The following is a 23999-nucleotide window of genomic DNA, read 5'->3' on the forward strand; positions in this document are numbered from 1 at the left end:
GCCTCGCCTGCGCGTGGAGCTGCCCCCCTCAGAAGCGGAGGCCGCCCGGCTCCGCGAGGCCGAGGCCGCCCACGACCGCGCCGAGGCCCTGGCCCGCCAGCGCACCGAGGCCGCCCAGGCCGCCCGCACCGCCACGGACGCCGCCGAGCGCGCCCGGCTGGAGACGGAGGCCCGCACCCTCAAGGAGCGCGAAGAGGAGGAGAAGCGCGCCGAGTACCGCGCCAAGAAAGCCGCGGACGACGAGGCCCGGGAGCGCCGCAAGCGCGAGCAGGTTGAAGCCCAGCGCCTGATGGAGGAGGAGCGCGCCCGCGAGGCCGCCGCCGCCGAGGAAGCCCGCCGCGCCGAGGAAGCCGCCGCGCGCGCCAAGGTCGAGGCCGAGGCCGGCCGCACCCTGGCCCAGGGCCTGGACAAGACCCGGAACCAGGGCTTCATGGCCCGGCTCAACGGCCTGTTCGGCCAGCAGCGCCAGGTGGACGAGTCCGTCCTGGCGGAGCTGGAGGAAATCCTCTTCACCGCCGACATCGGCGTGCGCACCGCCAACCACCTGGTGGAGGTGGCCCGCGAGAAGCTCAAGCGCAACGAGCTGAAGGACCCCGAGCGCATCAAGGGCCTCATCCGCGACGAGGTCGCCCGCATCTGTGACTTGCCCGTGCCGCGCTCCCTGGAAGGCGGCGGCCCGCCGCACGTCGTCATGGTGGTGGGCGTCAACGGCGCAGGGAAGACGACGACCATCGGCAAGCTGGCTGCGAAGCTCACCAGCGAGGGCAAGAAGGTGGTGCTGGCCGCGGGTGACACCTTCCGTGCCGCCGCCACCGAGCAGCTCGACGTGTGGGCCGAGCGCGCCCAGGCCCAGTTGGTGAAGGGCGCCGAGGGCGGAGACCCCAGCGCCGTCATCTTCGAGGCCGTCAAGAAGGCGAAGGAGGAAGGCGCGGACGTCCTCATCGCGGACACCGCCGGCCGGCTCCACACCAAGGCTCCGCTGATGGAGGAGCTGAAGAAGGTGAAGCGCGTCATGGACAAGGCCCTACCCGGCGCGCCGCACGAGGTGCTGCTGGTGCTGGACTCCACCAACGGCCAGAACGCGATTCAGCAGGCCAAGCAGTTCCACGAGGCCGTGGGCGTCAGCGCCATCGCCCTGACGAAGCTGGACGGCACCGCGAAGGGCGGCGTCGTCATCGGCATCTGCGACGAGCTGAAGCTCCCCGTCGTCTGGGTGGGCGTGGGCGAGAAGGTGGCCGACCTGCGCCGCTTCGAGCCGCGCGAGTTCGTCCGCGCCCTCTTCGACTGAGGGCCCGCGTCACTGCCCCATCAGCCCGGGGATGAGCTGCTCCAGCAGCTCCTTCGACTGGGCGTCTATCTCCTGGAAGGCCTCGAAGCCCTGCATGCCCTGGAGCGCCTCCAGGTCCATGCCGGGCAGCGACTGCAGGGCCTCCAGCCCTTCCAGTCCCTCGAAGCCGCCCAGCAGCGACTCCAGACGGGGCTTGCCCAAATCCTCGTCGCCCTTCGCCTCCCGCCACCAGCGCGTGCGCAGCCGCTCCAGCGCGCTTGCGTTGGCGGGGCTCGCCTTCGCCAGTTCCTTCGTGAAGCAGTCCTTGCACGTCCACTTGAAGCGGTACGTGTCCACGTAGGCGCGCAGGGCCTTGAGGAAGGCGGCGTCTCCCACCAGCTTCCGCGAGGCGTGGTGCAGCAGGGGCGCCTTGCCGTAGACGAGCGCGCCGTACTCCATCTCATCCGCGAAGTGGCCCGTGGGCCGGTCCGCGCGGCCGTCCTTCCCACCCGTCATCCGGTACAGGTGGTACTGCCCCATCAGCGTCTCCTGGCGCACCGACTCCGCCACCTTCTTGCCGTGCTTCCATTCGAGGTAGAGGAGCGCGGCGTACTGGGCCAGCGACTCGTCCACCACCGGCTCCAGGATGGGGTCCGAGCCCACGAGCCCCGCGAAGTACTGGTGCGCCACCTCGTGCGCCATGGTGAACTCCAGCGTGCGCTCCATGGCGCCGTTCAGCTGCCCTAGCACCCCGCCCCCGCTCTGCCCCAGCGTGCCCAGCATCGCCTCCAGGTCCTCCATGCCCGGCATGCCGCCGCCCAGCATCTGGGAGGCCCCCGCCGCGCCGCGGTACAGCTGCGTCGCGATGGTGACCAGCCCCGGGAACTCCATGCCGCCCGCGCCTCCCGACAGCGGCGCCTGCACCACGCGGAAGTGCGTGTACGGCAGCGGCCCCAGACGGCGCTCGAACTCCGCCAGCATCGATGTGGCGTACTTCAACACGCGCTCGCCCGCGGCCTGGTCCGCCGCGGTGTAGTGGCTCTCCACCGTGACGCCATTCACCGTGGCGGTGGAGCTCGTGTAGCCCCGCGACACGAAGAGGGGAAAGTCGCGCACCGCCGCGGCCGCGAAGGCGTAGCGCACCCGTCCATCCCGCTCCGGGACCTCCCCCATGGGCACGCCCGTAGCGTGCACCGCCCAGCCCGTAGGCACGGTGACTGTGGCCAACACGTGCGCCGGCTCATAGAGGCCCAGGTCGCCAATCCCCTGCGGCCCATCCCAGGGCTGGCCGTTCTCGCCCACCGGCGGAACCTGGGGCACCACGCCCACCAGACTGATGAAATCCGCCGAGGCGGAGAAGGCCCCGTGGTCGCCGCCCGAAGGACGCCCGCCACCACCGCCCATCAAACCGCCAAGGAGTCCTCCCGCGGCCCCGCCCGAGGGCGCGGCGGCGCGCGGCACCAGGCCCTCCACCGCGACGTCCAGCACCGCGGCGGCGCCCGGCGGCACGGGCTCGGACTCCAGGGACAGGCGGTACAGCGTGGGCTCCGGCCGCTCCAGCTTGACGGGCCGGCCCCCCAGCTTCGCGTCCGACAGCGTCACCCGGCGGCCCTGCGCGTTGGGCGTCATCCGCAGGTACAGCTCGGTGAGCGGACGCTTCCGGGCCAGCACCTCCACCTGCACCCGGCCCTTCACCCCACGGGTCTCCGGGTCCACCTCCAGCTGCACGCGGTAGAGCGGCAGCTCCTCCAGGGGTCCCAGCGCCTTCGCGGCCCGCTCACGCTCAGCGGGCTTCAGGTGCTGGAGGCACAGCTGCACCTCGGGAGAAACCAGGGGTTCCGCGGGCGCACTGCTCCACGCCGGCGTCCCGGAGAGCACACACCACAGCAGGCACCCATGGAGGAAGGTCCGCATGCGGCCATGCTAATTGACCCGGGTCACCCCTGCTCATCTACCCTGGACTTCCCATGCATTCTCGAACGCTCGTCATGGCCGCCACCCTGGGGCTGATGGCCTGTGCGCGGCAGGTGCCCGCCTCGGCCACGCCCACCTCCACCTCGACCGAGCCCCGTGCCGTTCGGCTCCTGCTGGACACGCCCGCCCGAGAGACACACACGCTGACCAAGCTGCGCGAAGACATCGAGGTGGACGCCACCGAAGGCGAGCGCACGCCGCGCGTCGTCGCCACCGGCCAGACGCCCACGCTGAACCTCGACGGACACCGGGCGCGCCTCTACGGCGACGCGAAGGGCACGCTCGGCATCGCCGTGGACAACTTCCTGCTGCTGGAGGTGCTGGACGCCAGTGGACAGGTGACCCGGCGCGCCACCGTGGGCTTCACCGAGGCGGTCCACATGGGCCGGGAGCAGGTGGACAGCGTGGGCCGCCGCGCCTTCAACTTCGAGGCGGGCGAAGTGGACATCACCCATCTGCTGCCCGACTCCGCCCCCTTCCAAGTCCGCGCGACCGCGCTGGACACCTGGGGCGTGGGACGGGTGAGCGACGTGTACCTGCTGCTCGCCCCGGGCAGCCGCGCCGACAACGACGACCTGCGCGACCAGTAGCCCCCGCTGCGCCGTCCCGCCCACGACGAGGGCGGGACGATTCACGACCGCATCAGAAGCGGATCGCGCCGGCCGGAGGAGGCGCCTGAAGCCGCGCACCTCCACCGCGCACCGAGCGGATGCCACCCAGCACGGCGTCACAGTTGGCGGGACTGCACACCGCATCGGGGCTCAGCGGGCTGGCGCCACCCTGCGTCGCCATCACCGCGCCCACCGTGCCGGCGGCGACCACCGCGCCAATGCCGGCCCACACGTACCAGCGGCCGTACCACGGCTTGGAGCCCTCCACCTCGGGCGTCTCCGGGTCCCCTGCGAACGACAGGCCCGGGGCCGTTTCGTCGTCGGGGTCCAGCTTCGAGGACGGCTCCAACACCGGGCTCTTCGGCACGTCGGCGGTGGCCACGGACGTGTCCAGCAGGGGCCGCAGGTTGCCCGTCACCTCGTACGTCCGGCCCGCGAATACGGTGATGTTGTGCACGTCCGGCTTGAAGCCCGGGGCCCGGAACTCAATCTCACGCGAACCCGGGCGCAGCAACACGTTGGCCTGCGGCACGGCGCCCACCTGCTGCCCGTCCACCATCACCACCGCGTCCGCCACGTCCGCCGTCAGCGTGGCGAAGCCCATGGTGGCGTCCATGGACACCAGCACCTCCGCCTGCGTGCCCGACTTCACGTCGATGCGCCGCGTGAAGTCGGCGTAACCCTGCCGGCGCACCACCAGGTGGTGCTCGCCCGGGCGGACCTCCACCGGCACGACGGCCGAGGTGAGGACGCCAAACTCCTTCCCATCCACGAACAGCTTCGCGCCGCGCACGTTGCCCGTCATCCGGACGAGCACCTCCGTCTTCACGGGCGTCAGTGGCGCCAGCAGCAACTCGTCCTCGGCCGCGGGCTTCTTGTTTCCCTTCGCGGGCGCCTTCGCGCGCGCGGGCTTCTTGACGGGCGCCTTCGCGGGCTTCTTCTTCACCACCTTGGGCTTGCCCGTCTTGGGCTTCGACGGTGCGGTGAGCGGCGCCAGGAAGTCATCCTGCGCGAGCGCGGCCGAAGGGGCGGCCAGGACAGTCACCAGGGCGAAGACGACGATGCGGTGGAGGCTCATGACGAACCGAAGGTTAGAGAGTCATCCCAAGGGAATCAAACAGAGTCCCAGGGCCTTGCGGATTGGGAGAATATCCGCGCCCCATGCACCGCGTCCTGCCCACACTGGCCCTCCACCTCAGCGTCCTCTCCCTCACCGCGTGCTCCGCGAAGGCGCCGCCCCGGACGGAGCCCGTGCCGCCCCCTCCACCCGCGGTGAAGATTCCCGCCGGCTGCGAGCAGAACCAGGGCGGCGAGTACCACCACGCGGGGAACCCGGCCTTCCGGTACTACGGCGACGATGACGGCAGCACACTCTCACTCGCCGTCGTCCGCGCACATGACTCGAAAGCGGTGGACGCCCCGGACGCGGGCTCGCCGTCCATCGTCCTGCGGCGCACCCCTGCCGGCTTCGTGGGCGAAACGCGTGCCACCGGCTTCTCCGGCGCGGGGACGCCCTGCCCCGTCACCTTTCCGACAGAAGTGGTGCGGTGCACGCACGCGGGCCTGACGCTGCGCTCGGCGACCAGCACCTCCATCGACGAGGACTGCCGCACGGCTCCGTCGGGCGCACCCAGCGTGCGGCTGGAGCAGGTGCTGCTGCGGGGCCCGCCGGACGCGGGCACCTCACCGGACGCTGGCACCTAGAAACGCGAAAGGGGTGAGGCGGCGCGGTGCCAGCCTCACCCCCGGCCTTCCCGAAGGAAGGATGCCGCTCAGGCCGCGCGGCGGGGCTGCTCGTCGGCGGCGTCCACCGCGGGGGTGGACTCCACCAGCTTCATCCGGCCGGACAGTCCCTGCAGGAGGCTGGAGCTGCCCACGTACAGGAAACCCGCCAGGAACAGGACGATGAAGGGCACCGACGTGTAGATGCGCGCGTCGATGGCGAACCACAGCGCGCCGGTGAAGTACGCGGCGAACAGCAGCTCCACCAGCGGCAGCAGCGACTTGCTGCCCTGGTACGCCTTCTTGACGGTGACGGCCTTCTTGCCCTCGGCGCCCGTCTTCGGCGTGCGCGCGAAGCCCGACTGCTGGTTGAGCAGCGCCTCGGCCACCGCCTTGGCGTTGCTGATGGCCATGCCGATGCCCAGGCTCATGAGGAAGGGCAGGTACTTCACCCGCTCCCACCCCTTCGCGCCGCGCTCACGCTGCGCCGCCACGTAGAAGAAGCAGACGCTGGCGGTGGCCGTGAGGAAGAAGGGCAGGTCCAGGAACAGCGTGCCGTAGAGGCCGTGCTGGAAGCGCACCACCATGCTGATGGGCATCAGCACCGACAGCAGCACCATCAACAGGTACGCCATGTTGTTGGTGAGGTGGAAGAACGCCTCGCGCTTCACCACCAGCGGCAGGTCGCTCTTGAGAATGGTGGGCAGCAGCTTCTTCGCCGTCTGGATGGAGCCCTTGGCCCAGCGGTGCTGCTGGCTCTTGAAGGCGTTCATGTCCACCGGCACCTCGGCCGGGGAGATGACCTCGGGCAGGAACACGAACTGCCAGCCCTTCAGCTGGGCGCGGTAGCTCAAGTCCAGGTCCTCGGTGAGCGTGTCGTGCTGCCAGCCGCCCGCGTCGGAAATCGTGTCACGGCGCCAGATGCCAGCGGTGCCGTTGAAGTTGAAGAAGCAGCCCGCGCGGTTGCGCGCGGTGTGCTCGATGATGAAGTGCCCGTCCAGGAAGATGCTCTGGGCCTGCGTCAGCAGCGAGAACTCACGGTTCAGGTGGCCCCAGCGCACCTGCACCATGCCCACCTTGTCGTCCGAGAAGAACGGCACGGTGCGCATCAGGAAGTCGGGGCTGGGCACGAAGTCCGCGTCGAACACGGCCACGAACTGGCCCTTCGCCAGCTTCAGGCCGTTCTCCAGCGCCCCCGCCTTGAAGCCCTGGCGGTTGACGCGGTGGATGTAGACGATGTCATGCCCCTTCTGGCGCTGACGCTCCACGCACGCCCGGGCGATGCCACACGTCTCATCCGTCGAGTCGTCGAGGACCTGGATTTCGAGCAGGTCGCGCGGATAGTCGATGCGGCACACCGACTCCACCAGGCGCTCCACCACGTACATCTCATTGAAGATGGGGAGCTGGATGGTGACCTTGGGCAACGACTCCAGCGCACCCTTCGGCGTCGGCAGCTTGAACTTGTGCCGGTAGTACAGGAACGCCATCCGGTACCTGTGCGAGCCGTAGACTCCCAGCACGCACAAGAGACTGAAATAGACGCCCAGGAAGATGATCTCGACGGTGGTCATCGGTGACGCTCAACCCCTGCCACAGCCCAGAGGGCCTGCGGTCCTTCCGTGCGGAGTGGCCCGGCTGATTCCGTCTCGCGCGGACCGGCGCGAGATGGGTCATCCAAGCCCCCACATCGTATGTACCCGAAAAGACAAGGTTTTGACCTTCGGGGAGTGATCGGCGCCGGACAATAGGAATGCGTTCAAGGCCGTGTCAAACTATTCCCCGGATTTGAACGTTCCGTTCACGGGGCACTGACACCCTGCGTCACTCCTAGCACACCCAGCTTGTGTCCCTGGCGCCGGGGTTGAAACAACGCCAGGGGTTGACCGACCTGAGGGGTCAGCTCACCGCGCGGCGAGGCGCGCCCAGGCCCGGCGGGGTCTCCACGGCGGGAGCCTCCAGGACACCGGCTTCGTCACGGGTGGCCAGCGCCAGGATGCGCTCCGTCAGCGCGGCGAAGTCCAGCCCGGCCCTGGCAGCGATTTTTGGCAGCAGGCTGGTGGGGGTGAATCCCGGCAGCGTGTTCACCTCCAGCACCACGTCGTTCTCCGTGTCCGAGCACATCAGGTCCACCCGCGCCTGCCCGCGGCAGCCCAACGCGCGGTAGGCCGCCAGTGCCAGGGCCTCCACGTTGGCCACGCGCGTGGGAGACAGCCGGGGTGGGCAGAAGTACGCGGCCCCGCCCTTGTACTTGGCGTCGAAGTCGAAGCCCTCGCGCGGCGTGGCCACCTCGCAACTGCCCAGCAACTGGCCTCCGAGGATGCCCACCGTGACTTCCCGGCCCGCCACGTAGCGCTCCACCAGGGCCTCGCCGCCGAACCGGCTGGCCTGCGCCACCGCGAACGCCAGCGCCTCCGGCTCACGCACCACGGCCAGCCCCACCGACGAGCCGCCGCACGCGGGCTTCACCACGCACGGGAAGCCCAGGTCGCCGTGCAGGGCCAGGGCGCGCCACGCGTCCTCGCGCGCCACCGTGTAGCCATGGGGCGTGGCCAGGTTGTGCACGCGGAAGAGCCGCTTGGCGAAGGACTTGTTCATGGCCAGCGCCGACGCCAGCACGCCCGAGCCCGTGTACGGCAGCTCCAGCAGCTCCAGCAGGCCCTGCACCCGGCCGTCCTCGCCCATGCGCCCGTGGAGCGCGACGAAGGCCACGTCCAGCTCGGCCGCGCGCAGTGCCCGGTCCAGGCCCGGCCCCGCGAAGATGCGGGTCACCTGATGGCCCCGGGACTCGAGCGCCGCCACCACGGCCTCTCCCGTCTTGAGCGAAATCTCCCGCTCCTCACCCCACCCGCCCATCAGCACTCCCACGCGCTTGCCCATGTCGATGTTGCCTCCTGGGCGGAGCACAGAGCATGGATGATGCCAGCCACGCGGCGGTGGCTGAGCGGGACGGTCTCCCTCGGAGACCGCCTCGGGTGAGGGACTTCAGCCACGCCGTGCGCGAAGAGCAGGCGTGTCCTCCGGGCCGCGGCGTGGCCGGGGCGCCACGGAGCGGGCGGCCCGCGTCAGGCGCCGCTCCGTCTCCACGCCGCGAGCCGCGGACCTCGGGTGAGGCAGGTCAACTGGCCGGGAACTCCGGCTCCAGGACGGGGCCCGGTCCGGTGGTGCCCGCGTCGTCCGGGAGCCCGGCGTCCAGCTCTTCGAAGCCCGCGTCCAGGTCAGGGGTTCCTGAATCCGTGTCCAGGCCACCGTCGGTGCTCAAGCCACCGTCGGTGCCCGCATCGGAGCCGCCATCGGACGGCGCGCCGTCGTCGGGGGCACACGCGTTGTCGACGCAGGTGTAGCCCTCCAGGCACTGGTTGAGCTCATCGCAGGGCTGCCCTTTCTCGTCGAAGTCGACGAGGAGGCTGCACGCGGACAGCCCGGTGCTCAGGGCCATGAAAGCAACGAGGTTTCGCAAGGGACGGCGCATGGCTAGTAGTTCCGGAGATCGTCATCGTCGAGTGCGGGCCGCTTCTTCTTCTCTTCCTCTCGCCGCCGCTCCTCCTGCCGACGCCGCTCTTCCTGCTCGCGCTGCGCCGCGGCCTCTTCCTGCTTGCGCCGCTCCTCCAGCTCCTTGCGCTGGCGCTCCACCTCTTCACGGCGCTTGCGGAGCTCTTCCTCGCGCTGGCGCGCCTCGTCCTCCTGCGCGCGCTTGTTGGACGTGCTGGGCTCCTTCTGCTTCGAGGCCGGCGCCGTCTGCGCGGGAGGCGGAGGCATGGGCAACGGCTCCTTCTCCGCGGCGGGGGCCTCCTTCGGCGCGGGAGGCGTGTCCTGCGGCGCGGCCGAGGGGACGGGCGACGGCGCGGGGCGGCTCGCGCGGGAGGTCGACTTCGAACCACCGCCGCCGCGGTTGGCGAAGGCCAGGTAGCCGCCCGCGCCCGCCGACGCGAGGCCCAGGAGGATGCCGACGTCGGCCACCAGCGCGTACGACTTGCCCGTGCTCTTGAGGTCCTGGGCGCGGCTGCTGTTCTGCGCCGCGCGCTTGAAGTCATCCGACTTCGCGGAGGCCTCCATGCCGAAGTAGACGCCGCCGGCCAGCAGCGCCACGCCGGTGGCCATCAGCACGTAGCCCACGGTGCGGCGCGTGTTGCTGACGCCACCCGCGAAGTGCGTCACCGGCTTTCCGTCCTGGCGCGGCGCATCCGCCGACACCAGCTGCGTCAGCAGCGCCTGCGAACCATCCACCAGCCCCTCCCCGCGCGGCACCGTCCCCAGCGCGTAGGCCTGGTTGTGGCCATCCGACACGTCCAGGCGCAGGCCCGTCACCTCCAGCGGAGCAGTCCCGGCGCCACCGCGCACCAGGAGCGCCAGCACCTGGGACACACCCGCGAGCGTTCCCAGCTCACGCAGGGCCGCGTCGCGCTCCGGGCTCTCAGGCTTGCGCGCCGCCTGCTCGGTGAACGTCTGCAGGCCCTTCTGCGCCGCCACGGGGGCCAGCGACAAGCTGACCTCGCCCTCGCGCTCCCGGCGCTGCGTCAGCGCGTAGCCCGGCGCCACCACCGTCACGTAGTGGTCCGCGGCCGTGAGGTCGGCGACGTCCACCGGCGAAATGCCCCGGAACTGGCCGTCCACGAACACCTGGGCCGGAACCGGCTCGGTGCTCACGCGCAGGCTGGCCTTGGTGCCGGTGAGCACCGCCTTGCGCTCCTTCTCCACGAAGGTCATCTCCTCCGGCGGGAAGAAGTTGGGCGAGAAGCGCGCCTCCGGGTTCAGCGCCAGCGCGGTGCGAATCTCCAGCTGCGCGGCGGTGTTCTCACCGTTGGCCACCTGCGACGCGGCCTTCATCACCCGCGCGCGGCTCAGCTCGGTGAAGCGCTGGGAGAGGTCGGCGCCCTCGTAGCCGCGCACCGCCTTGTCGAAGTGCTCGAGCGCCTTCTCGGTGTCGAGCTCGTCGTAGGCGCGTTGGCCCGCCTTCATCGCCTCGGCGGCCTCGTCCTCACGGGCCTGACGCTCGCGCTGCCCGTCCGCGTCCAACGCGTCCGACAGGCGCACCAGCTTCAGCCGCCCCGAGCGCGTCACCGCCAGCTCCGCCTCGCGCGCCAGCCGGGCCGCGTCGCCACGGGCCGCCGCGTCCAACGCAATGGCCACCACGGTGACCGATGCCGCATCGGCCGGCGCATCCGCCGTCACCGCGCTCAAGGCCCGGGGTACCAGCCGCGAGGACACCGGCGTCTGCGCCGCCGCGGGTCCCACGGCCAGCAGCCCCACCAGCCATCCACTCAACGCGGCGTGAACCGCTCGCACATTCGAAGGTCGCATCTCTCGTTCACCTTTTGCCCGTTGCGCATCAAACGGACTGCACAGCGAAATGCAAGTGAGAAGGAGTCCTCAACGACCCGCTGCCCGGGATGGAGTGCGCGCGGGAGCGGAGGCCATTCCGTGGAGATAGTCCAGGGCGACCCTCAAGGGATAGTCCTCCAGCTTCGCGGTGACGTCCCAGGGCTTGAGATTCTCCGGCAGCCCTCGAGGCTCCGGCGCGGCGGGCTCGGTCGCCGCCGTCGGCTCGGCGCGGAAGTGGCGCTGCAGGTCCTTCTCCCGCACCACGTCGCGCGGCACCTTGCCTCCTGGCTCATCGGGGACGAGGAAGTCGGGGGTGATGCCGCGCTCCTGGATGCTGCGGCCCTTGGGCGTGTAGTAGCGCGCGATGGTCAGCTTCAGCCCGGAGCCGTCCTCCAGCTCGATGACCGTCTGGACGCTGCCCTTGCCGAAGGTGGGCGCGCCCAGGATGGTCGCGCGGCCATGGTCCTGGAGCGCGCCCGCCACGATTTCGGACGCGGAGGCGCTGCCCGCGTTGACCAGCACCACGACGGGGTAGTCCTTCTCCGTGTCGCGGTCCTTGCTGCGCTCCACGGTGGCGTTTCGGCCATCCCGCCCCCGCGTGGAGACGATGGGCAGGTTGCCCGGCAGGAACCGGTCGCTCACCGCCACCGCCTGGTCCAGCAGCCCGCCCGGGTTGTTGCGCAGGTCCAGCACCAGCCCGCGCAGCTCCTTGCCGCCGTTGAGCGCGCGCAGCCGGTCCAGCTCCTTGCGGAGGTACAGGTCGGTGCGGTCCTGGAAGTTCTTCACCTTCACATGGCCGATGCCACCATGCAGCGCGCCCTCCACGGACACGATGCGGATGTGGTCCCGGATGATGGCAATCTCGCGCGGCGCGCTGAAGCCCGCGCGCATGATGGTCAGCAGCACGCGCCCGCCGGCCGGGCCGCGCATCTTCTGCAGCGCGCGCCCCACGTCCATGCCCTCGGTCCGCTCACCGTCGATGCCGACCAGCTCATCGCCGGCCTTGATGCCCGCGCGCGCAGCGGGCGTGTCGTCGATGGGCGCCACCACGACAATGCGCTCGCCCTTGCGCGCGATTTCGATGCCCAGGCCGCCCCACTCGCCCGAGGTGTCGATTTTCATCTCCCGGTACACGTCGGGCGGGAGGAACACCGTGTGCGGATCCAACGTCTCCAACATGCCCTGGATGGCGCCGTACATGAGCCGCTGGCGGTCCGGCGACTCCACGTAGTTGTTCTCCACGTAGGAGAGCACCCGCGCGAACACCTCCAGTTGCCGGTACGTGGCGTCGTCGCGCTCGGCCTGCTCCGCGCGGCCCGCCGTCCCCGCGTCCTTCCTGAGCGGCTCCGCGGCATGCGCCCACGGAGCACTCAGGAGGAAGAAGGCGGTCAGCGCCGCGCGCCATGGCTGGGAGGAACCCGTCACGTCGGTACGTCCTTTCCCGGGGCGGCCCCGGAAGGCTCGTACCAGTCTACCCGGCCCTCACAGCTCCGCCGAGTCGGCGAAACGCACCAGGTGCGACACCAGCTCGTCCGGGCGCTCCAGTTGCGGCACGTGCCCGAAGCCGTCCACCACGCGCACCTGCGCATGGGCAGGCAGGTGGGCGCGGTACCATTTCAGCGTCTCCGACGGCAGCAGCCGCTCACTGCCGCCCCACAGGAACAGCAGCGGCATGGCCAGGTTGCGCACCTGCTCCGGCTCCAGGCAGGCGCGCGTGGCCAGCGCCTCCGCGGTCAGCGCCCGCACGGTGGGTGTGTCGTAGAAGTGCCGCAACTCGTAGGCGAACAGCAGCGCGGGCAGGGGCGGACGGTGGAATAAGCGCCGCGTGAAGGCACGCGCCTCCGCGGGGGACTTCACGACGAACGAGTTGAGCAGCGCGGTGTTCTCCGCCTCCGGCAGTTGCGCGCCCGCGGGAGCCACCAGCGCCAGCGCGCGGACCCATTCGGGGTACTCCGCCGCCAGGTTCACCGCCATGGCGCCCCCCAGCGAGTTGCCCACCACGAAGGCTGGCGCCTTCACCACCTCTTCCACGTAGGCGCGCAGCACGTCGAACTGGTTGCGCACGCACACCTCGCCGCCGCAGTACTCCACGGAGAAGCCGTGCCCCGGCAGGTCCGGGGCGTACACGCGCGAGAAGCGCTTCGCCATCCCGAAGAGCGTGCGTCCGAAGCCGTTCGCCGAGCCGCCCAGCCCGTGCACCAGCACCACCGGCGGCCCCTTGCCCTGCCCCGTCAATGCGTAGTGGTGCACCGTCTGGCCACCGACCTGCACTGTCGTGGACTCGACACCTCGCGCCACCAGCATGTGCCGCAGCGCCTTTTGCATTCCGCCCATCAGGTCCATGCGCTCGCCTGCTCCTCGCAGAAGGGTCCCACGACAATAACAACGCGTCCGCGAACTTGCCGCAATGCGTCAGGGCCCGGGCGCCAGCCACAGGGCGGGGTCGACCGCCTGCCCGCCTTTGCGCACCTCGAAGTACAGGTAGGCCCCCTTGAGGGAGCCGGTGTCCCCCACCTCGCCCACCACGTCTCCGGGGAGCACCATGTGGCCCAGCTCGGGAGTGATGGAGGACAGGTGGGCCATGAGGGTGTGGTAACCGTCTCCGTGGTCCAGGATGAGCAGGTTGCCGTAGCCCCGGAGGGCACCGGCGTAGGCGACGGTGCCCTCGGCCACGGCCCGCACCGGCGTGCCCGCGGCGGCGCGGATGTCCAGGCCCTTCTGGACGGTGACAGTGTTGAAGCGCGGGTTGACGACCTTGCCGAAGCCCACCTCGACGATGCCTGACACGGGCCGGGGGAGCCTGCCTCGCAGCGCGCCGAAGCCGCTCGTCGCGGGCAGCTCCTTCAGGTCCTGCACCATGCGCGTCAGCTCCGCGTCGGCCTGCTCCAGCTCGCGCACCGCGCGCCGGGCCAGCTCCGCCTCGCCCGCGAGCGTGCCGACCACCTCCTCCAGCCCTTCCTGCTGCATGCGGGCCAGCCGCTCCTGCTCCTGGAGGAAGGCCATGCGCGCGGCGAGCGATGCATGGAGCCGCTCCAGCTCACGCGCCGCCTGACGCTGCAGCCGCGCCACACGCTGCACGGTGCGCAGCAGTTCCAGGTCACCGGACATGCTGGCCTCCAGCGCCCGGGCACGCCACACCAGCGCGGCGAAGTCCTCCGCCGACAGCAGCACCTCCAGCGGGCGACGGCGCATCAGGCGGTACAGCGTGCGCAGGCGCGGAGACAGCCGGCGCAGTTGCAGCCGCAGCGCCTCGGCCAGCACCGCCTGCTCGCGCTCCGCCAGCAGCACGCGCCGGCGGAACACCGCCAGGTCCCCTTCCAGCGAGCGCACGCGCCGGCGGGAGAAGGCGGCCATCTCCTGCATCAGCTCCACGCCTTCCAGCACGGAGAGCTTCTTCGCCTCCACCAACGCCAGCGTCGCGCGCTGCGCGCTCAGCCGCTCACGCACCGCGGCCTGTTCGGCCTCCTCGGCCGCCGTCGCCGGAGCCGCCGCCGCGGCCGTCGAGGCCCACAGCCCCAATGCCAGGAGGAGGAGGCGCCAGCTCATACGCGGAGGAAGCGCCCCACGGCGACGAAGCTGCCGCCCAGTCCCAGGCCGCAGCCAGCGCACAGCAGCTCCAGCGCCAGCCGGGGCTCCACCCACGGCGCCGCGACGCCGGGCCCCAACAGGAAGGCGAAGAGCGCGCCCAACGTGGGCCCCAGCACCCGGCCGAAGGCCCAGAGCCCGAAGAGGGCCACCGCCGCGCCCAGCACGCCCTGGAGCAGTCCCTCCAGCAGGAAGGGCGCCTTGACGAAGCGGTCCGTGGCGCCCACCAGCTTCTGGATTTCAATCTCGCCGCGCCGCGAATAGATGGCCAACTGCAGCGTCGCCGCCACGATGACCACGGTGGCGCCCAGCACCACCGCGAAGGCCACCAGCGAGCCGAAGCGCAGCGCCCGGGCGATGGCGGACAGCCGCTGCACCGCCGCCTCGCCATAGTCCACGCCGGCCACGCCAGGCGTTGCTCGCAGCGCCTTCGCCAACGCCAGGAGCGCGTCCGGGTTGCGCCGCTCCGGCGGTACGCGCAGCTCCAGCGATACCGGCAGCGGGTTCTCCGGCAGCTCCGCCAGCGCCTCGCCCAGGTCGCCCAGCTCCGTGCGCAGCCGTGAAAGCGCGGCATCCGGCGACACCAGCGTCACCTCACCCCCGCTGAGCGCCAGCACGCGGGCACGCACCCCGTGGACCTCGTCCGCGTCCAGTTCCGGCGCCAGGTACACCGTCACCTCCACCTCGCCGCCGAGCGACGCCAGGAGGTTGTCCAGCACCCGCGCCGCGCCCCGGGCCATGCCCGCGGAGAACAAGGCGATGGCGATGGTCGTCACCGCGATGAAGTGCACGAAGGGCGAATGCTTCAGCCCCACCGCCGCCGAGCGGCAGAAGTACGTCACCTTCGACAGCGCGCTCATACCACCATCCGGCGCGCCGCCTTGACGCCGTCCTCGTCGGACACAATCTGCCCGCGCTCCAGGCGCACGGTGCGCTTCTGGTAGCGCGACAGCAGCGTCGCGTCGTGCGTGGCCACCATCACCGTGGTGCCGCGCACGTTGACCTGCGTGAGCAGGTCCATGATTTCGACGGTGAGCGCCGGGTCCAGGTTGCCGGTGGGCTCGTCCGCCAGGAGGATGGTGGGGTCATTGACGAGCGCCCGCGCGATGACGACGCGCTGCTGCTCTCCACCCGACAGGCGCAGCGGGAACGAGCCCGCCTTGTGCTCCAGCCCCACCAGCTTGAGCATGCGCCGCACCTTCTCGCGCGCCTCCGCGCGGGGCACGCCCAGCACGTCCAGCGTGAAGGACACGTTGTCCTCCACCGTCCGGTGCGGCAGCAGCTTGAAGTCCTGGAACACCACCCCGATGTTGCGCCGCAGGTACGGCACCGCGGACTCACGGATGCGGGCGATGTTGCGGCCGCCCACGAGAATCTGCCCCTTGGTGGCCTTCTCCGCGCAGAAGATGAGCTTCAGCAGCGTCGTCTTCCCCGCGCCCGAAGGGCCCGTGAGGAACACGAACTCGCCCTTCTCCACGTTGAGGTTGATGTCCGACAACACCGGTGGGTCGCCGGGATACGCCTTGTATACGTGGAAGAACTGAATCATGGCGGCGAGCGGAAGGCCGCCAACCTACCACGCCCGGGCGGCATCCCCCACGCACGCCCCGCGAGAGGGACTCCTGCCCGCTCGCCCAGGCCGTACGAAGCCTTGGAGACATGTCCGGACGGGCCCGCCAGGCGCCCACATCCGGAAGACCGCGTGGGCGGCTACTGCTCGCCCTCACCCGCGAGGTAGCTGAGGATGACCTCGTCGAGGCTCTTCTCCGAGATGAGGTCCTCGCCGAAGAGCGTCTCCACGCCAATCTCGTTGATCTTCGGCTTCTCCTTGAGGGCGCGCGCCGCGGCGACTTCCGGAGGAACCACCACGGGCGCGGGAACCGCCACGGGAGGAGGAGGCGGAGGCGGTCGCTGCGCCATGGACTGGCCGGGCTGCAGCTTCACCTGCGCCGGGTCTGTGTCCGCCGCGAGCTGACCGGGCTGGTAGCTGCGCGCGGTGGACTCGTAGCTGTCGTACACCCCGTTGATGAGGTTGCGCAGCATCTCCTTGTGCTGCTCCTCCATCAACTCACGCACGACCTCCGCGAGATTCTCCGCGTTGAGGATGTCCGCGTAGGACGTCTTCTTCGACGCGAGGATGTTCCCGCCCACGAACAGGTGGGTGATGATGTGGGGGTTGTTGACGCCCGAGTCCTCAGTCTGGACGTGGTAGACCTTCCCCTTGTGCTTGATGTTGTGATTGAAGCCGGTGACGGCTTTTTCGAAGGTTTTCGTCATCGCCGAAGTCGCGGACCGTAGCAGCCGCATCCGCACGACACAAGGTAAGCGTGACCTGCTTGCATCCTTCGTGCTGCCACACGCACACGAGTGACTCCCTGGCCCACCAACCGTGCAGGCCACGGCGATTGCCCGGCAGTTCCGTTGAAAAGCTGAAAGCGGCTGGGATACGTACAGGCTGACGGACGGGGTTCTCGACACCCCCACCAACGGCGAGGACGCCCGGATGAAGACCCAAGAGATTGAAAAGAAGGTGCGCCAGCAAGACGCCCAGGTGCTGGCGCAGGGGTACTCGCCCGCCATCCGCGCGATGGAGATTGCCGCCATCGTCTCCTTCGTCTCGCTGGAGGTGGCGCTGGTGTACCGGCTGTGGGGCAACCCCTATGCGGGCACGTGGCTGCTGCTCAGCGCGGTGCTGCTGGGCTACCTCGCCGCGGACTTCGTCTCCGGCTTCGTCCACTGGATGGGCGACACGTGGGGCTCCACGGAGATGCCGCTGCTGGGCAAGGCGCTCATCCGCCCCTTCCGCGAGCACCACGTGGACGAGAAGGCCATCACCCGCCACGACTTCGTGGAGACCAACGGCAACAACTGCCTCATCTCCCTGCCGGTGGCCATCATCGCCCTGTGCCTGCCCATGAGCGGCCCGGGCTGGGTGTTCTGCGCGTCCTTTCTCGGCGCGATGATTTTCTGGGTGATGGCGACCAACCAGTTCCACAAGTGGTCGCACATGGACTCGCCGCCCGCGCTCGTCGGCTTCCTCCAGCGCGTGCACCTCATCCTGCCCCCCGACCACCACCGCATCCACCACACCAAGCCGTACAACAAGTACTACTGCATCACCGTGGGCTGGATGAACAAGCCGCTGACGATGGTCCACTTCTTCCCCACCGCCGAGCGGATCATCACCTGGGCCACGGGCCTGCTGCCGCGCCAGGACGACATCGGCGCGGAGGCGGCGCGCGCGCTGGTGGTCGCCGCGGGTGGCAGCGAGGCCCCGGTGGTCCAAGCGGCCAAGGAGCTGCTCACCCAGGCCACCGTGCAGGAGAAGCCCGCCTCCACGCGGCCGTAGTCCTCCGCCGTACCAGAACGCCCGCCCGGCCTGCCGCGGCGGGCGTTCGTGCGTCCGCGGCACGCCCCCCGTCAGAAGGTCAGGTCCACCTGCTCCGCCGCGGTGATGGGCCGGCCCAGGAACCGGGCCCCCACCTCCATGAAGCGCTCCGGCACGTCGGTGACGTAGTACGCGTGCTCCGGCGTGCCTCGCGACGCCGGCGCCAGTCCGTCCCGCTCCGACAGCAGCGCGGCCACGGCGTCCGCGGTGGCCTCCGCCGAATCCACCAGCGCCACCTGGGGCCCCACCACCTCCGCGATGACGCCCTTGAGCAGCGGGTAGTGCGTGCAGCCCAGCACCAGGGTGTCCACGCCGTCGCGGGTGAACTCGGCCAGGTAGTCGCGCGCCACCAGCAGGGGCACGTCGCCCGTGGTCCACCCCTCTTCCGCCAGCGGCACGAAGAGCGGACAGGCGCGGGCCTTCGCCCGCACCCGTGGGTCCGCGGACTCAAGGGCACGCTGGTAGGCGCCTGAGCGGATGGTGCCGGGTGTGCCGATGATACCCACCCCGCCCCCCTGCGTGCGCGCCAACGCCGCCCGCGCGCCGGGGAGGATGACGCCCACCACCGGCACTGGCAGCGCCGCCTCCAGCGCGGGCAGCGCCACGGCCGAAGCGGTGTTGCACGCCACCACCAGCAGCTTGATGCCGCGCTCGAGGAGAAACTCCGCGTTCTTCAGCGAGTAGCGCGTCACCACCTCGCCGGACTTGGTGCCGTAGGGCACCCGCGCGGTGTCCCCCAGATACACCGTGCTCTCGTGGGGGAGCCGGGCCATGAGGGCCTTGAGGACGGTGAGTCCGCCGACGCCTGAATCGAAGACACCAATGGGACTGTGGCTGCCTTGCCGCATGGAGCGTGTCCCTATCACGTTTGATGCCAGCGCCAGCGTCGGCCCCGCTGAACGCACGAAGGGCCGGGATGCATCATCCCGGCCCTCCGCTCACTGCCCAGCCGACCTGCCGCGCTCAGTCCTCGATGAGGTACACCGGCAGCGAGGAGTTCGGGCCCGGGAACTGGTGGGCGACCACGTCGATGACGGGCGAGTTGTCCGGCGAGAAGTACTCGCGACCGTCGCGAGCGCTGGCGTACATCTCCACCACGTAACGGCCGGGCCGCAGGAACTGGTACACCACCACCGAGCTTTCATTCGGGCCATCGACGCAGTCGTGCCAGTCACCGACGTCGCCGTACACCAGTTCGCCGGTGTGGATGTCGCGGAAGTTGATGCCCACGCGCTGCAGGCCGGCCTCGTAGCAGGTCTGGCGGTGCCCGTAACGCGAGCGCAGCTCCCACCGGACAGAGGCCCCGCCAATGGCCCACATCGACCCGGTGTGGGAGGTCGGCTGCCCCAACTGGGTGAGGATGTCGCCCCCGAAGTAGAACCAGGGCAGGCCATTCCTATCGACGGCGACGAGCTCCAACCCGTGGTAGCCCGGGTCCAGGTACGGCGTGCGGATCTGGTTGGCGGCGTGCCCTTCCCAGCACTCGAAGCGCGCCCAGTCACCGCCATCCACGCTCGCCTCGACGTGGGTGATCCCCGCCTGGTTGCAGTTGGGGCTGGGGCTGTAGCTGTTCGGCGGGAAGAGCCAGCTCAGGTAGGCGAAGGACGGCGGAGCGCCCGTCGGGGTCAGGTCCACGTTCACCGTCACGTTGCCGTCCACGGTGAAGGTTCCATGGGTCTCGTACAGCAACTCATTGCCGTAGCCGACGCCTTCCAGGCGGAACGAGTAGGTCCCCGGCGCGAATCGGTGGAGGACGATGCCGTCAAAGCCGTTCGCCTGGCAGTTGTAGCGGCCGTCGTTGGCCAGCACCTCGCCGGGGATGATGACGTTGACGCCATGGACCGCGCGGACATCGTCGCAGCGCTGGCCACCGAAGCTCCAGCGGAAGGTCACATCCCCCTCGTAGCGAGGCACATCGCAGCACGGCTCTTCATGGACGACACAGCCAGGGAGGATCGCAAACAAGCAGAGGAATGCGACCAGCAACCGGGAGTTCATGGGGCACCTGTCGGTGGGGCAGTGAGGTGTTCGGCCCGCTTCTGCTCTATCCGACGGGCGGCGGCGGGAATTATTCACCGCCATCGGCAATCCAGCTCAAGCAACCAACCGTTTCCCCATTGTTTGACCCTGTCTTATCGGAGTGTTACGCGCTGCTCCCCATGACGCCCCACCTGCCCCTGGCGCTTGGCGCCATGAACTACGTGGAGATCATCCGCGACGCCTCCCTCATCGAGCTGGCAGTCCTGCTGCTCCTGATGGGCGTATCCGTGGCCTCCTGGGCCCTCATCGCCATGAAGGCGTCCCAGCTCGCCAAGGCTCGCGCACAGTCTCTCACCTTCCTCGACACCTTCTGGAAGGCCTCGCGCCTGGAGGCCATCTACCAGACGGCTCAGAAGCTCGACGGCTCGCCGCTGTCGAAGGTCTTCTGCGCCGGCTATGAAGAGCTGACCAAGCTGGCGCAAGCCAAGGAGGGCGGCACCGAAGGCGCGCTGGCCGAGCGGCTGGGCGGCATCGAAAACGTGGAGCGCGCGCTCCACCGGGCCTCCACGGCGCAAATCACCGAGCTGGAGAACCGCGTGTCCTTCCTGGGCACCGTGGGCGCGGCGTCGCCCTTCGTGGGCCTGTTCGGCACCGTCATCGGCATCCTGAGCGCGTTCAACCAGATTGCCGAGCAGGGCAATGCGACGCTGGCCACGGTGGCCGCGCCGGTGGGCAACGCGCTCTTCGCCACCGCCGCGGGCCTGTTCGCGGCGATTCCGGCGGTGGTCGCCTACAACTCGTTCGTCAGCCGCATCAAGGTGTTCGACACGGAGATGTCGAACTTCTCCGCGGACTTCCTCAACATCATCAAGCGTCACTTCTTCCGGTAGCCGGGGGCCACCATGGGAATGGGCGGAGGCAACCGCGGCGGTGGCCGCACCACCATGAGCGAAATCAACGTCACGCCCATGGTGGACGTGATGTTGGTGCTGCTCATCATCTTCATGGTGACGGCGCCCCTCATCCAGCAGGGCGTGAAGGTGAACCTGCCGGAGACCAAAGCCGCGCCGGTGGAGGCCACGGAGAAGAAGCTGGTCCTCTCCATCGACGCGGGGCGCAAGGTCTACATCGGTGACGCGGAAGTGGCGCTGGAGGAGCTGGAGCAGAAGCTCGCCGCCAACGCCAAGGCGCAGGCCGACAAGGAAGTCTATCTCCACGCGGACCGGGACGTGCCTTACGGTGTGGTGGTGGAGGTCATGGCCGCGGCCCAGCGCGCGGGCATTGGCAACGTGGGCATGATCACGGACCCGTCGACCGCGGGTCGGACGTCCAACACTGGCAAAGGCAAGTCGAAGGAAGCGAAGCGCTAGCCCATGACGCCCTCCGCGGTAAGCCACAGCCTGCTCGTCACGCGCTCCACGCGGCTGTCGCGCTTCGTGGTGGTGTCCGTCGTGGGGCACATCCTGGTGCTGGTGGCGGCGATTGCGTACGCGCGCTTCTCCGCCACGCCCAAGGTGGACCTGGACACCAAGCCCATTCGCGCCACGCTGGTGCGCCTGGGCAAGCCGCGCGACTCCAAGCTGCTGCCACGCAAGGAGCAACTGCCCCCGCCGCCCAAGAAGGTGGACGCGCCCAAGCCCGCTCCGGAGGCCCCGCCCCCGGAGCCCTCGCCCGCCAAGGTGGCGGTGCCCATCCCGGGTGTGAAGCCGGAGCCCTCCACGTCCAAGCCCACGCCGCAAAAGGGCGAGACGACGGGCGAGGACCGGCGCAAGCGACTCTTCGGTGCCTTCGACAAGACGGCCAAGGCGGCCGAGCCCGAGGAGGCGGAGGGCGCCGAGGACGGCGACCCGGACGGCGACTCGGCCACCGCGGAAGGCGAGCGCTACTTCGGCCTGCTCCAATCGCAGGTCCGCCGCCACTACAGCGTGGCGGACACCATCCCCGAATCCGAGCGGCTGCACCTCAAGGCCATGGTGGCGGTGCGCCTGGGCCGCACGGGTGAAGTGCTGGACGTGAATCTCACCAAGGCCAGTGGGAACGACCTCTTCGACTCGGCCGTCGTCACGGCCGTGCGCAAGGCCGCGCCCTTTTCTCCTCCACCGGACCATCTCCGGGACGCCCTGCAGAAGAGCGGCGTCAACCTGGTGTTCAACGCCCTATGAAAGCCCTGCTCCTCTCCCTGCTGCTCCTCCCCGTCGTCGCGCTCGCGCAGGCGCCCACCATCGAAATCTCCGGCGCCAACTTCCGCCCGCTGCCCGTGGCGGTGCCCGCGCCCCTGACGCAGAACGACGGCGCGAAGGCGTTGGTTGCGCCCTTCGACTCGGCCTTCAGCTTCGACCTGGCCGCCTCTGGCATCCTCCAGGTGCTGGACCGCAAGGGCTTCACGGCGGACGCGAAGGAAGGCATGGCCGCTGCCAGCATCAACTTCAGCCGCTGGGCGGACGTGGGCGCCGAAGCGCTCGTGAAGGTGTCGCTGGCGCAGGACGGCGGCGTGCTGCGCGGAGAGCTGCGCCTGTTCAACGTGGGCACCGGCCGCGAGGACCTGAAGGTGTCCAAGGACGCGCCCGCCGACAACGCCTCGCTGCTGGCGCACCGGCTGGCGGACGCGCTCTACCGGCACTTCACCCGCGAGCCCAGCCCCTTCCTGTCCCGCATCACCTACGTGCGCAAGGTGGGCACCAACCGCGACGTGTACGTGGCGGACTGGGACGGCGGCAACGCCCGGGCGCTCACCAAGGGCGGCATCAACATCCTGCCCGCGCTGAGCCAGGATGGCTCGCAGGTCGCCTTCACCACGTACCGCAAGAATCGCCCGGACATCTACGTGCAGTCCCCCGGCGGTGAGGCGAAGGCCGTCATCTCCGGTGGGCAGATGGCCACCGGCGCGGCCTTCTCTCCGGACGGCAAGCGCATCGCGTACTCGCTGGCGGAGGGCGAGAGCGCCCAGGTGTACGTGGCCAACGCGGACGGCAGCGGCGCGCGCGCGCTCACCGACACGCCCTACGGCCTCAACACCAGCCCCACCTGGTCGCCGGATGGCAAGCGCATCGCCTTCGTGTCCAACCGGGGCGGCAGCCCGCAGGTCTACATCATGAACGCGGATGGCACGGGTGTGCGCCGGCTCACCTTCCAGGGCAACTACAACCAGACGCCGGACTGGTCGCCGCGCGGAGACCTCATCGTCTTCACCGCTCGCGACGAGCGCAACGCCTTCGACCTCTTCACCGTCAACGTGGAGACGGGCAAGGTGACGCGCCTCACGCAGGACCAGGGCAGCAACGAGGAGCCCGCCTTCTCGCCCAACGGGCGGCTCATCGTCTTCACGTCCACGCGCAATGGCGGCTCGCAGCTCTACGTCATGACGGCGGACGGCAACAACCAGCTCCCGCTGCGCGCCGAGAAGGGCACCTACCAGACGCCGGACTGGTCGCCGCTGCCGCAGGCGCAGTAGCCACGGGGACAGGTGGGGCCTGCGCGCCCCACCTGTGGCCCTATCGACAGCAGGGGTGGCCTCGACGAAGGGGGAGCAAGCCGGTGTAGCGTTCCGCGCCCTTCCCTTTCACGTGAGGCACATGTCGATGAAATCCTGCTGCGCTGTCCTCGTTGCCGCCCTCTTCCTGGGCGCATGCGTCGCGACGAAGCCCTCCGTGACGTACTCGTCTTTCGGCGAGGCACGGCTCGCCGAGGATGCGGCGGTGGTCCAGCGCTATGAGGCGAACTATGAGCGGCGCCATCCCAGCTCCACGTCGATGACGGGAAACCAGTTCCAGATTCCCGTGGAATCAGGCTCGAGCGAAGTGAAGGTGCTCGTCGATACCTTCCCTGAAGGCGTTGAGCTCGTGAACGGGAGCATTCGCACGACCGATGGCGCCCCGCACGAGATTCTCGGGAAGCTCTCACTTCGGGCGTCGTCACACGGCACCCTTCCGCGAGAGAAACTCCTCGAGGAGGCGAAGCAACTGGCCCGTGCGGCCGGCGGCAACGTCGTCATCATCTCCTTCGTCGGCGGAGACCAGGCGGAAGCGAACGGTGTCGTCGGGTACGTCCTCAAGTCCGACCTGGAGCACTACAACCCCAAGAAGTCCCAATCGGGAAAGCTCTCCATCGAGATTTGAGCGCCTCCGCGCTCGAGCGCGGCGCATGCCCCTCT

General features: G+C 69.8%; 23 protein-coding genes. 9 read left to right on the forward strand and 14 right to left on the reverse strand.

The features are described from left to right. The coding region (ftsY, locus tag FL344_RS28305) for a signal recognition particle-docking protein FtsY (RefSeq protein ID WP_141620728.1) at positions 1–1288 on the forward strand (1288 nt) is incomplete at its 5' end. Between the two features lie 9 nt (positions 1289–1297). Here the strand turns inward: ftsY and FL344_RS28310 are convergent. Then, complete coding sequence (locus FL344_RS28310) at positions 1298–3181, reverse strand: M1 family aminopeptidase (RefSeq protein ID WP_141620729.1); 1884 nt, start codon at positions 3179–3181, stop codon at positions 1298–1300. Positions 3182–3234: 53 nt separating this feature from the next. On the opposite strand from FL344_RS28310, the gene FL344_RS28315 reads away from it, so the two are divergent. Next, positions 3235–3831 carry a hypothetical protein gene (locus tag FL344_RS28315; RefSeq protein WP_141593393.1) on the forward strand — a complete coding sequence of 199 codons (597 nt, stop codon included), beginning with the start codon at positions 3235–3237 and terminating at the stop codon, positions 3829–3831. 52 nt (positions 3832–3883) lie between these two features. On the opposite strand, the gene FL344_RS28320 is transcribed toward FL344_RS28315, so the two are convergent. Then, positions 3884–4930, reverse strand: coding sequence for a PEGA domain-containing protein (locus FL344_RS28320; RefSeq protein WP_141620730.1), 1047 nt, complete (start codon positions 4928–4930; stop codon positions 3884–3886). 83 nt (positions 4931–5013) lie between these two features. On the opposite strand from FL344_RS28320, the gene FL344_RS28325 reads away from it, so the two are divergent. After that, complete coding sequence (locus FL344_RS28325) at positions 5014–5556, forward strand: hypothetical protein (RefSeq protein ID WP_194863290.1); 543 nt, start codon at positions 5014–5016, stop codon at positions 5554–5556. A gap of 68 nt (positions 5557–5624) precedes the next feature. Here the strand turns inward: FL344_RS28325 and FL344_RS28330 are convergent, their stop codons facing one another. The 10 genes from FL344_RS28330 to FL344_RS28375 all read right to left on the reverse strand — a co-directional run bounded on the left by FL344_RS28330 (position 5625) and on the right by FL344_RS28375 (position 16758). After that, positions 5625–7148, reverse strand: a complete 1524-nt coding sequence (locus tag FL344_RS28330) for a cellulose synthase family protein (protein ID WP_141593390.1) — start codon at positions 7146–7148, stop codon at positions 5625–5627. A 325-nt stretch (positions 7149–7473) separates the two neighbouring features. After that, positions 7474–8454: a D-alanine--D-alanine ligase gene (locus FL344_RS28335; protein ID WP_141620732.1), complete on the reverse strand. Its 981-nt coding sequence runs from the start codon at positions 8452–8454 to the stop codon at positions 7474–7476. A 238-nt stretch (positions 8455–8692) separates the two neighbouring features. After that, on the reverse strand, positions 8693–9013 hold the full coding sequence (locus FL344_RS28340) for a hypothetical protein (protein WP_228565448.1): 321 nt from the start codon (positions 9011–9013) through the stop codon (positions 8693–8695). Between the two features lie 35 nt (positions 9014–9048). Next, complete coding sequence (locus tag FL344_RS28345) at positions 9049–10875, reverse strand: PEGA domain-containing protein (protein WP_141620734.1); 1827 nt, start codon at positions 10873–10875, stop codon at positions 9049–9051. Between the two features lie 69 nt (positions 10876–10944). Then, on the reverse strand, positions 10945–12321 hold the full coding sequence (locus FL344_RS28350; protein ID WP_090490303.1) for a S41 family peptidase: 1377 nt from the start codon (positions 12319–12321) through the stop codon (positions 10945–10947). A 57-nt stretch (positions 12322–12378) separates the two neighbouring features. Further along, positions 12379–13239 (reverse strand): alpha/beta fold hydrolase, encoded by an 861-nt coding sequence (locus FL344_RS28355; RefSeq protein ID WP_141593385.1) that lies wholly within the window; start codon positions 13237–13239, stop codon positions 12379–12381. Positions 13240–13308: 69 nt separating this feature from the next. Beyond that, positions 13309–14505, reverse strand: a complete 1197-nt coding sequence (locus tag FL344_RS28360; protein WP_141620735.1) for a murein hydrolase activator EnvC — start codon at positions 14503–14505, stop codon at positions 13309–13311. Next, complete coding sequence (locus FL344_RS28365; RefSeq protein WP_141593383.1) at positions 14439–15341, reverse strand: ABC transporter permease; 903 nt, start codon at positions 15339–15341, stop codon at positions 14439–14441. The genes FL344_RS28360 and FL344_RS28365 overlap by 67 nt, the downstream gene beginning before the upstream one ends. After that, positions 15338–16030 (reverse strand): cell division ATP-binding protein FtsE, encoded by a 693-nt coding sequence (gene ftsE / locus FL344_RS28370; protein ID WP_011555699.1) that lies wholly within the window; start codon positions 16028–16030, stop codon positions 15338–15340. The genes FL344_RS28365 and ftsE overlap by 4 nt, the downstream gene beginning before the upstream one ends. A gap of 161 nt (positions 16031–16191) precedes the next feature. After that, positions 16192–16758: a hypothetical protein gene (locus FL344_RS28375; RefSeq protein WP_090490308.1), complete on the reverse strand. Its 567-nt coding sequence runs from the start codon at positions 16756–16758 to the stop codon at positions 16192–16194. Between the two features lie 226 nt (positions 16759–16984). Between FL344_RS28375 and carF the strand changes: the two genes are divergently transcribed. Next, on the forward strand, positions 16985–17830 hold the full coding sequence (gene carF / locus FL344_RS28380) for a plasmanylethanolamine desaturase (protein WP_141593382.1): 846 nt from the start codon (positions 16985–16987) through the stop codon (positions 17828–17830). Between the two features lie 71 nt (positions 17831–17901). Here carF and murI read toward each other — a convergent pair whose 3' ends face one another. Continuing rightward, positions 17902–18717 (reverse strand): glutamate racemase, encoded by an 816-nt coding sequence (gene murI, locus FL344_RS28385; RefSeq protein ID WP_011555702.1) that lies wholly within the window; start codon positions 18715–18717, stop codon positions 17902–17904. Between the two features lie 115 nt (positions 18718–18832). Further along, positions 18833–19783: a hypothetical protein gene (locus FL344_RS28390; protein WP_228565449.1), complete on the reverse strand. Its 951-nt coding sequence runs from the start codon at positions 19781–19783 to the stop codon at positions 18833–18835. 245 nt (positions 19784–20028) lie between these two features. On the opposite strand from FL344_RS28390, the gene FL344_RS28395 reads away from it, so the two are divergent. From FL344_RS28395 to FL344_RS28415, 5 genes are all read left to right on the forward strand, one after another. Beyond that, positions 20029–20739 carry a MotA/TolQ/ExbB proton channel family protein gene (locus tag FL344_RS28395; protein ID WP_011555704.1) on the forward strand — a complete coding sequence of 237 codons (711 nt, stop codon included), beginning with the start codon at positions 20029–20031 and terminating at the stop codon, positions 20737–20739. 12 nt (positions 20740–20751) lie between these two features. Further along, entirely contained in the window at positions 20752–21219 is a 468-nt protein-coding gene (tolR, locus tag FL344_RS28400; RefSeq protein WP_020480666.1) for a protein TolR, read from the forward strand. A gap of 3 nt (positions 21220–21222) precedes the next feature. After that, complete coding sequence (locus FL344_RS28405; protein WP_141593379.1) at positions 21223–22011, forward strand: energy transducer TonB; 789 nt, start codon at positions 21223–21225, stop codon at positions 22009–22011. After that, complete coding sequence (gene tolB / locus FL344_RS28410; RefSeq protein ID WP_141620736.1) at positions 22008–23300, forward strand: Tol-Pal system beta propeller repeat protein TolB; 1293 nt, start codon at positions 22008–22010, stop codon at positions 23298–23300. The genes FL344_RS28405 and tolB overlap by 4 nt, the downstream gene beginning before the upstream one ends. Positions 23301–23421: 121 nt before the next feature. Continuing rightward, on the forward strand, positions 23422–23964 hold the full coding sequence (locus FL344_RS28415) for a hypothetical protein (protein ID WP_141620737.1): 543 nt from the start codon (positions 23422–23424) through the stop codon (positions 23962–23964). The last annotated feature ends 35 nt before the right edge of the window (positions 23965–23999 follow it).

It is taken from the genome of Myxococcus sp. AB036A (assembly GCF_006547355.1).
In the GTDB taxonomy this organism is placed as follows: domain Bacteria; phylum Myxococcota; class Myxococcia; order Myxococcales; family Myxococcaceae; genus Myxococcus; species Myxococcus virescens.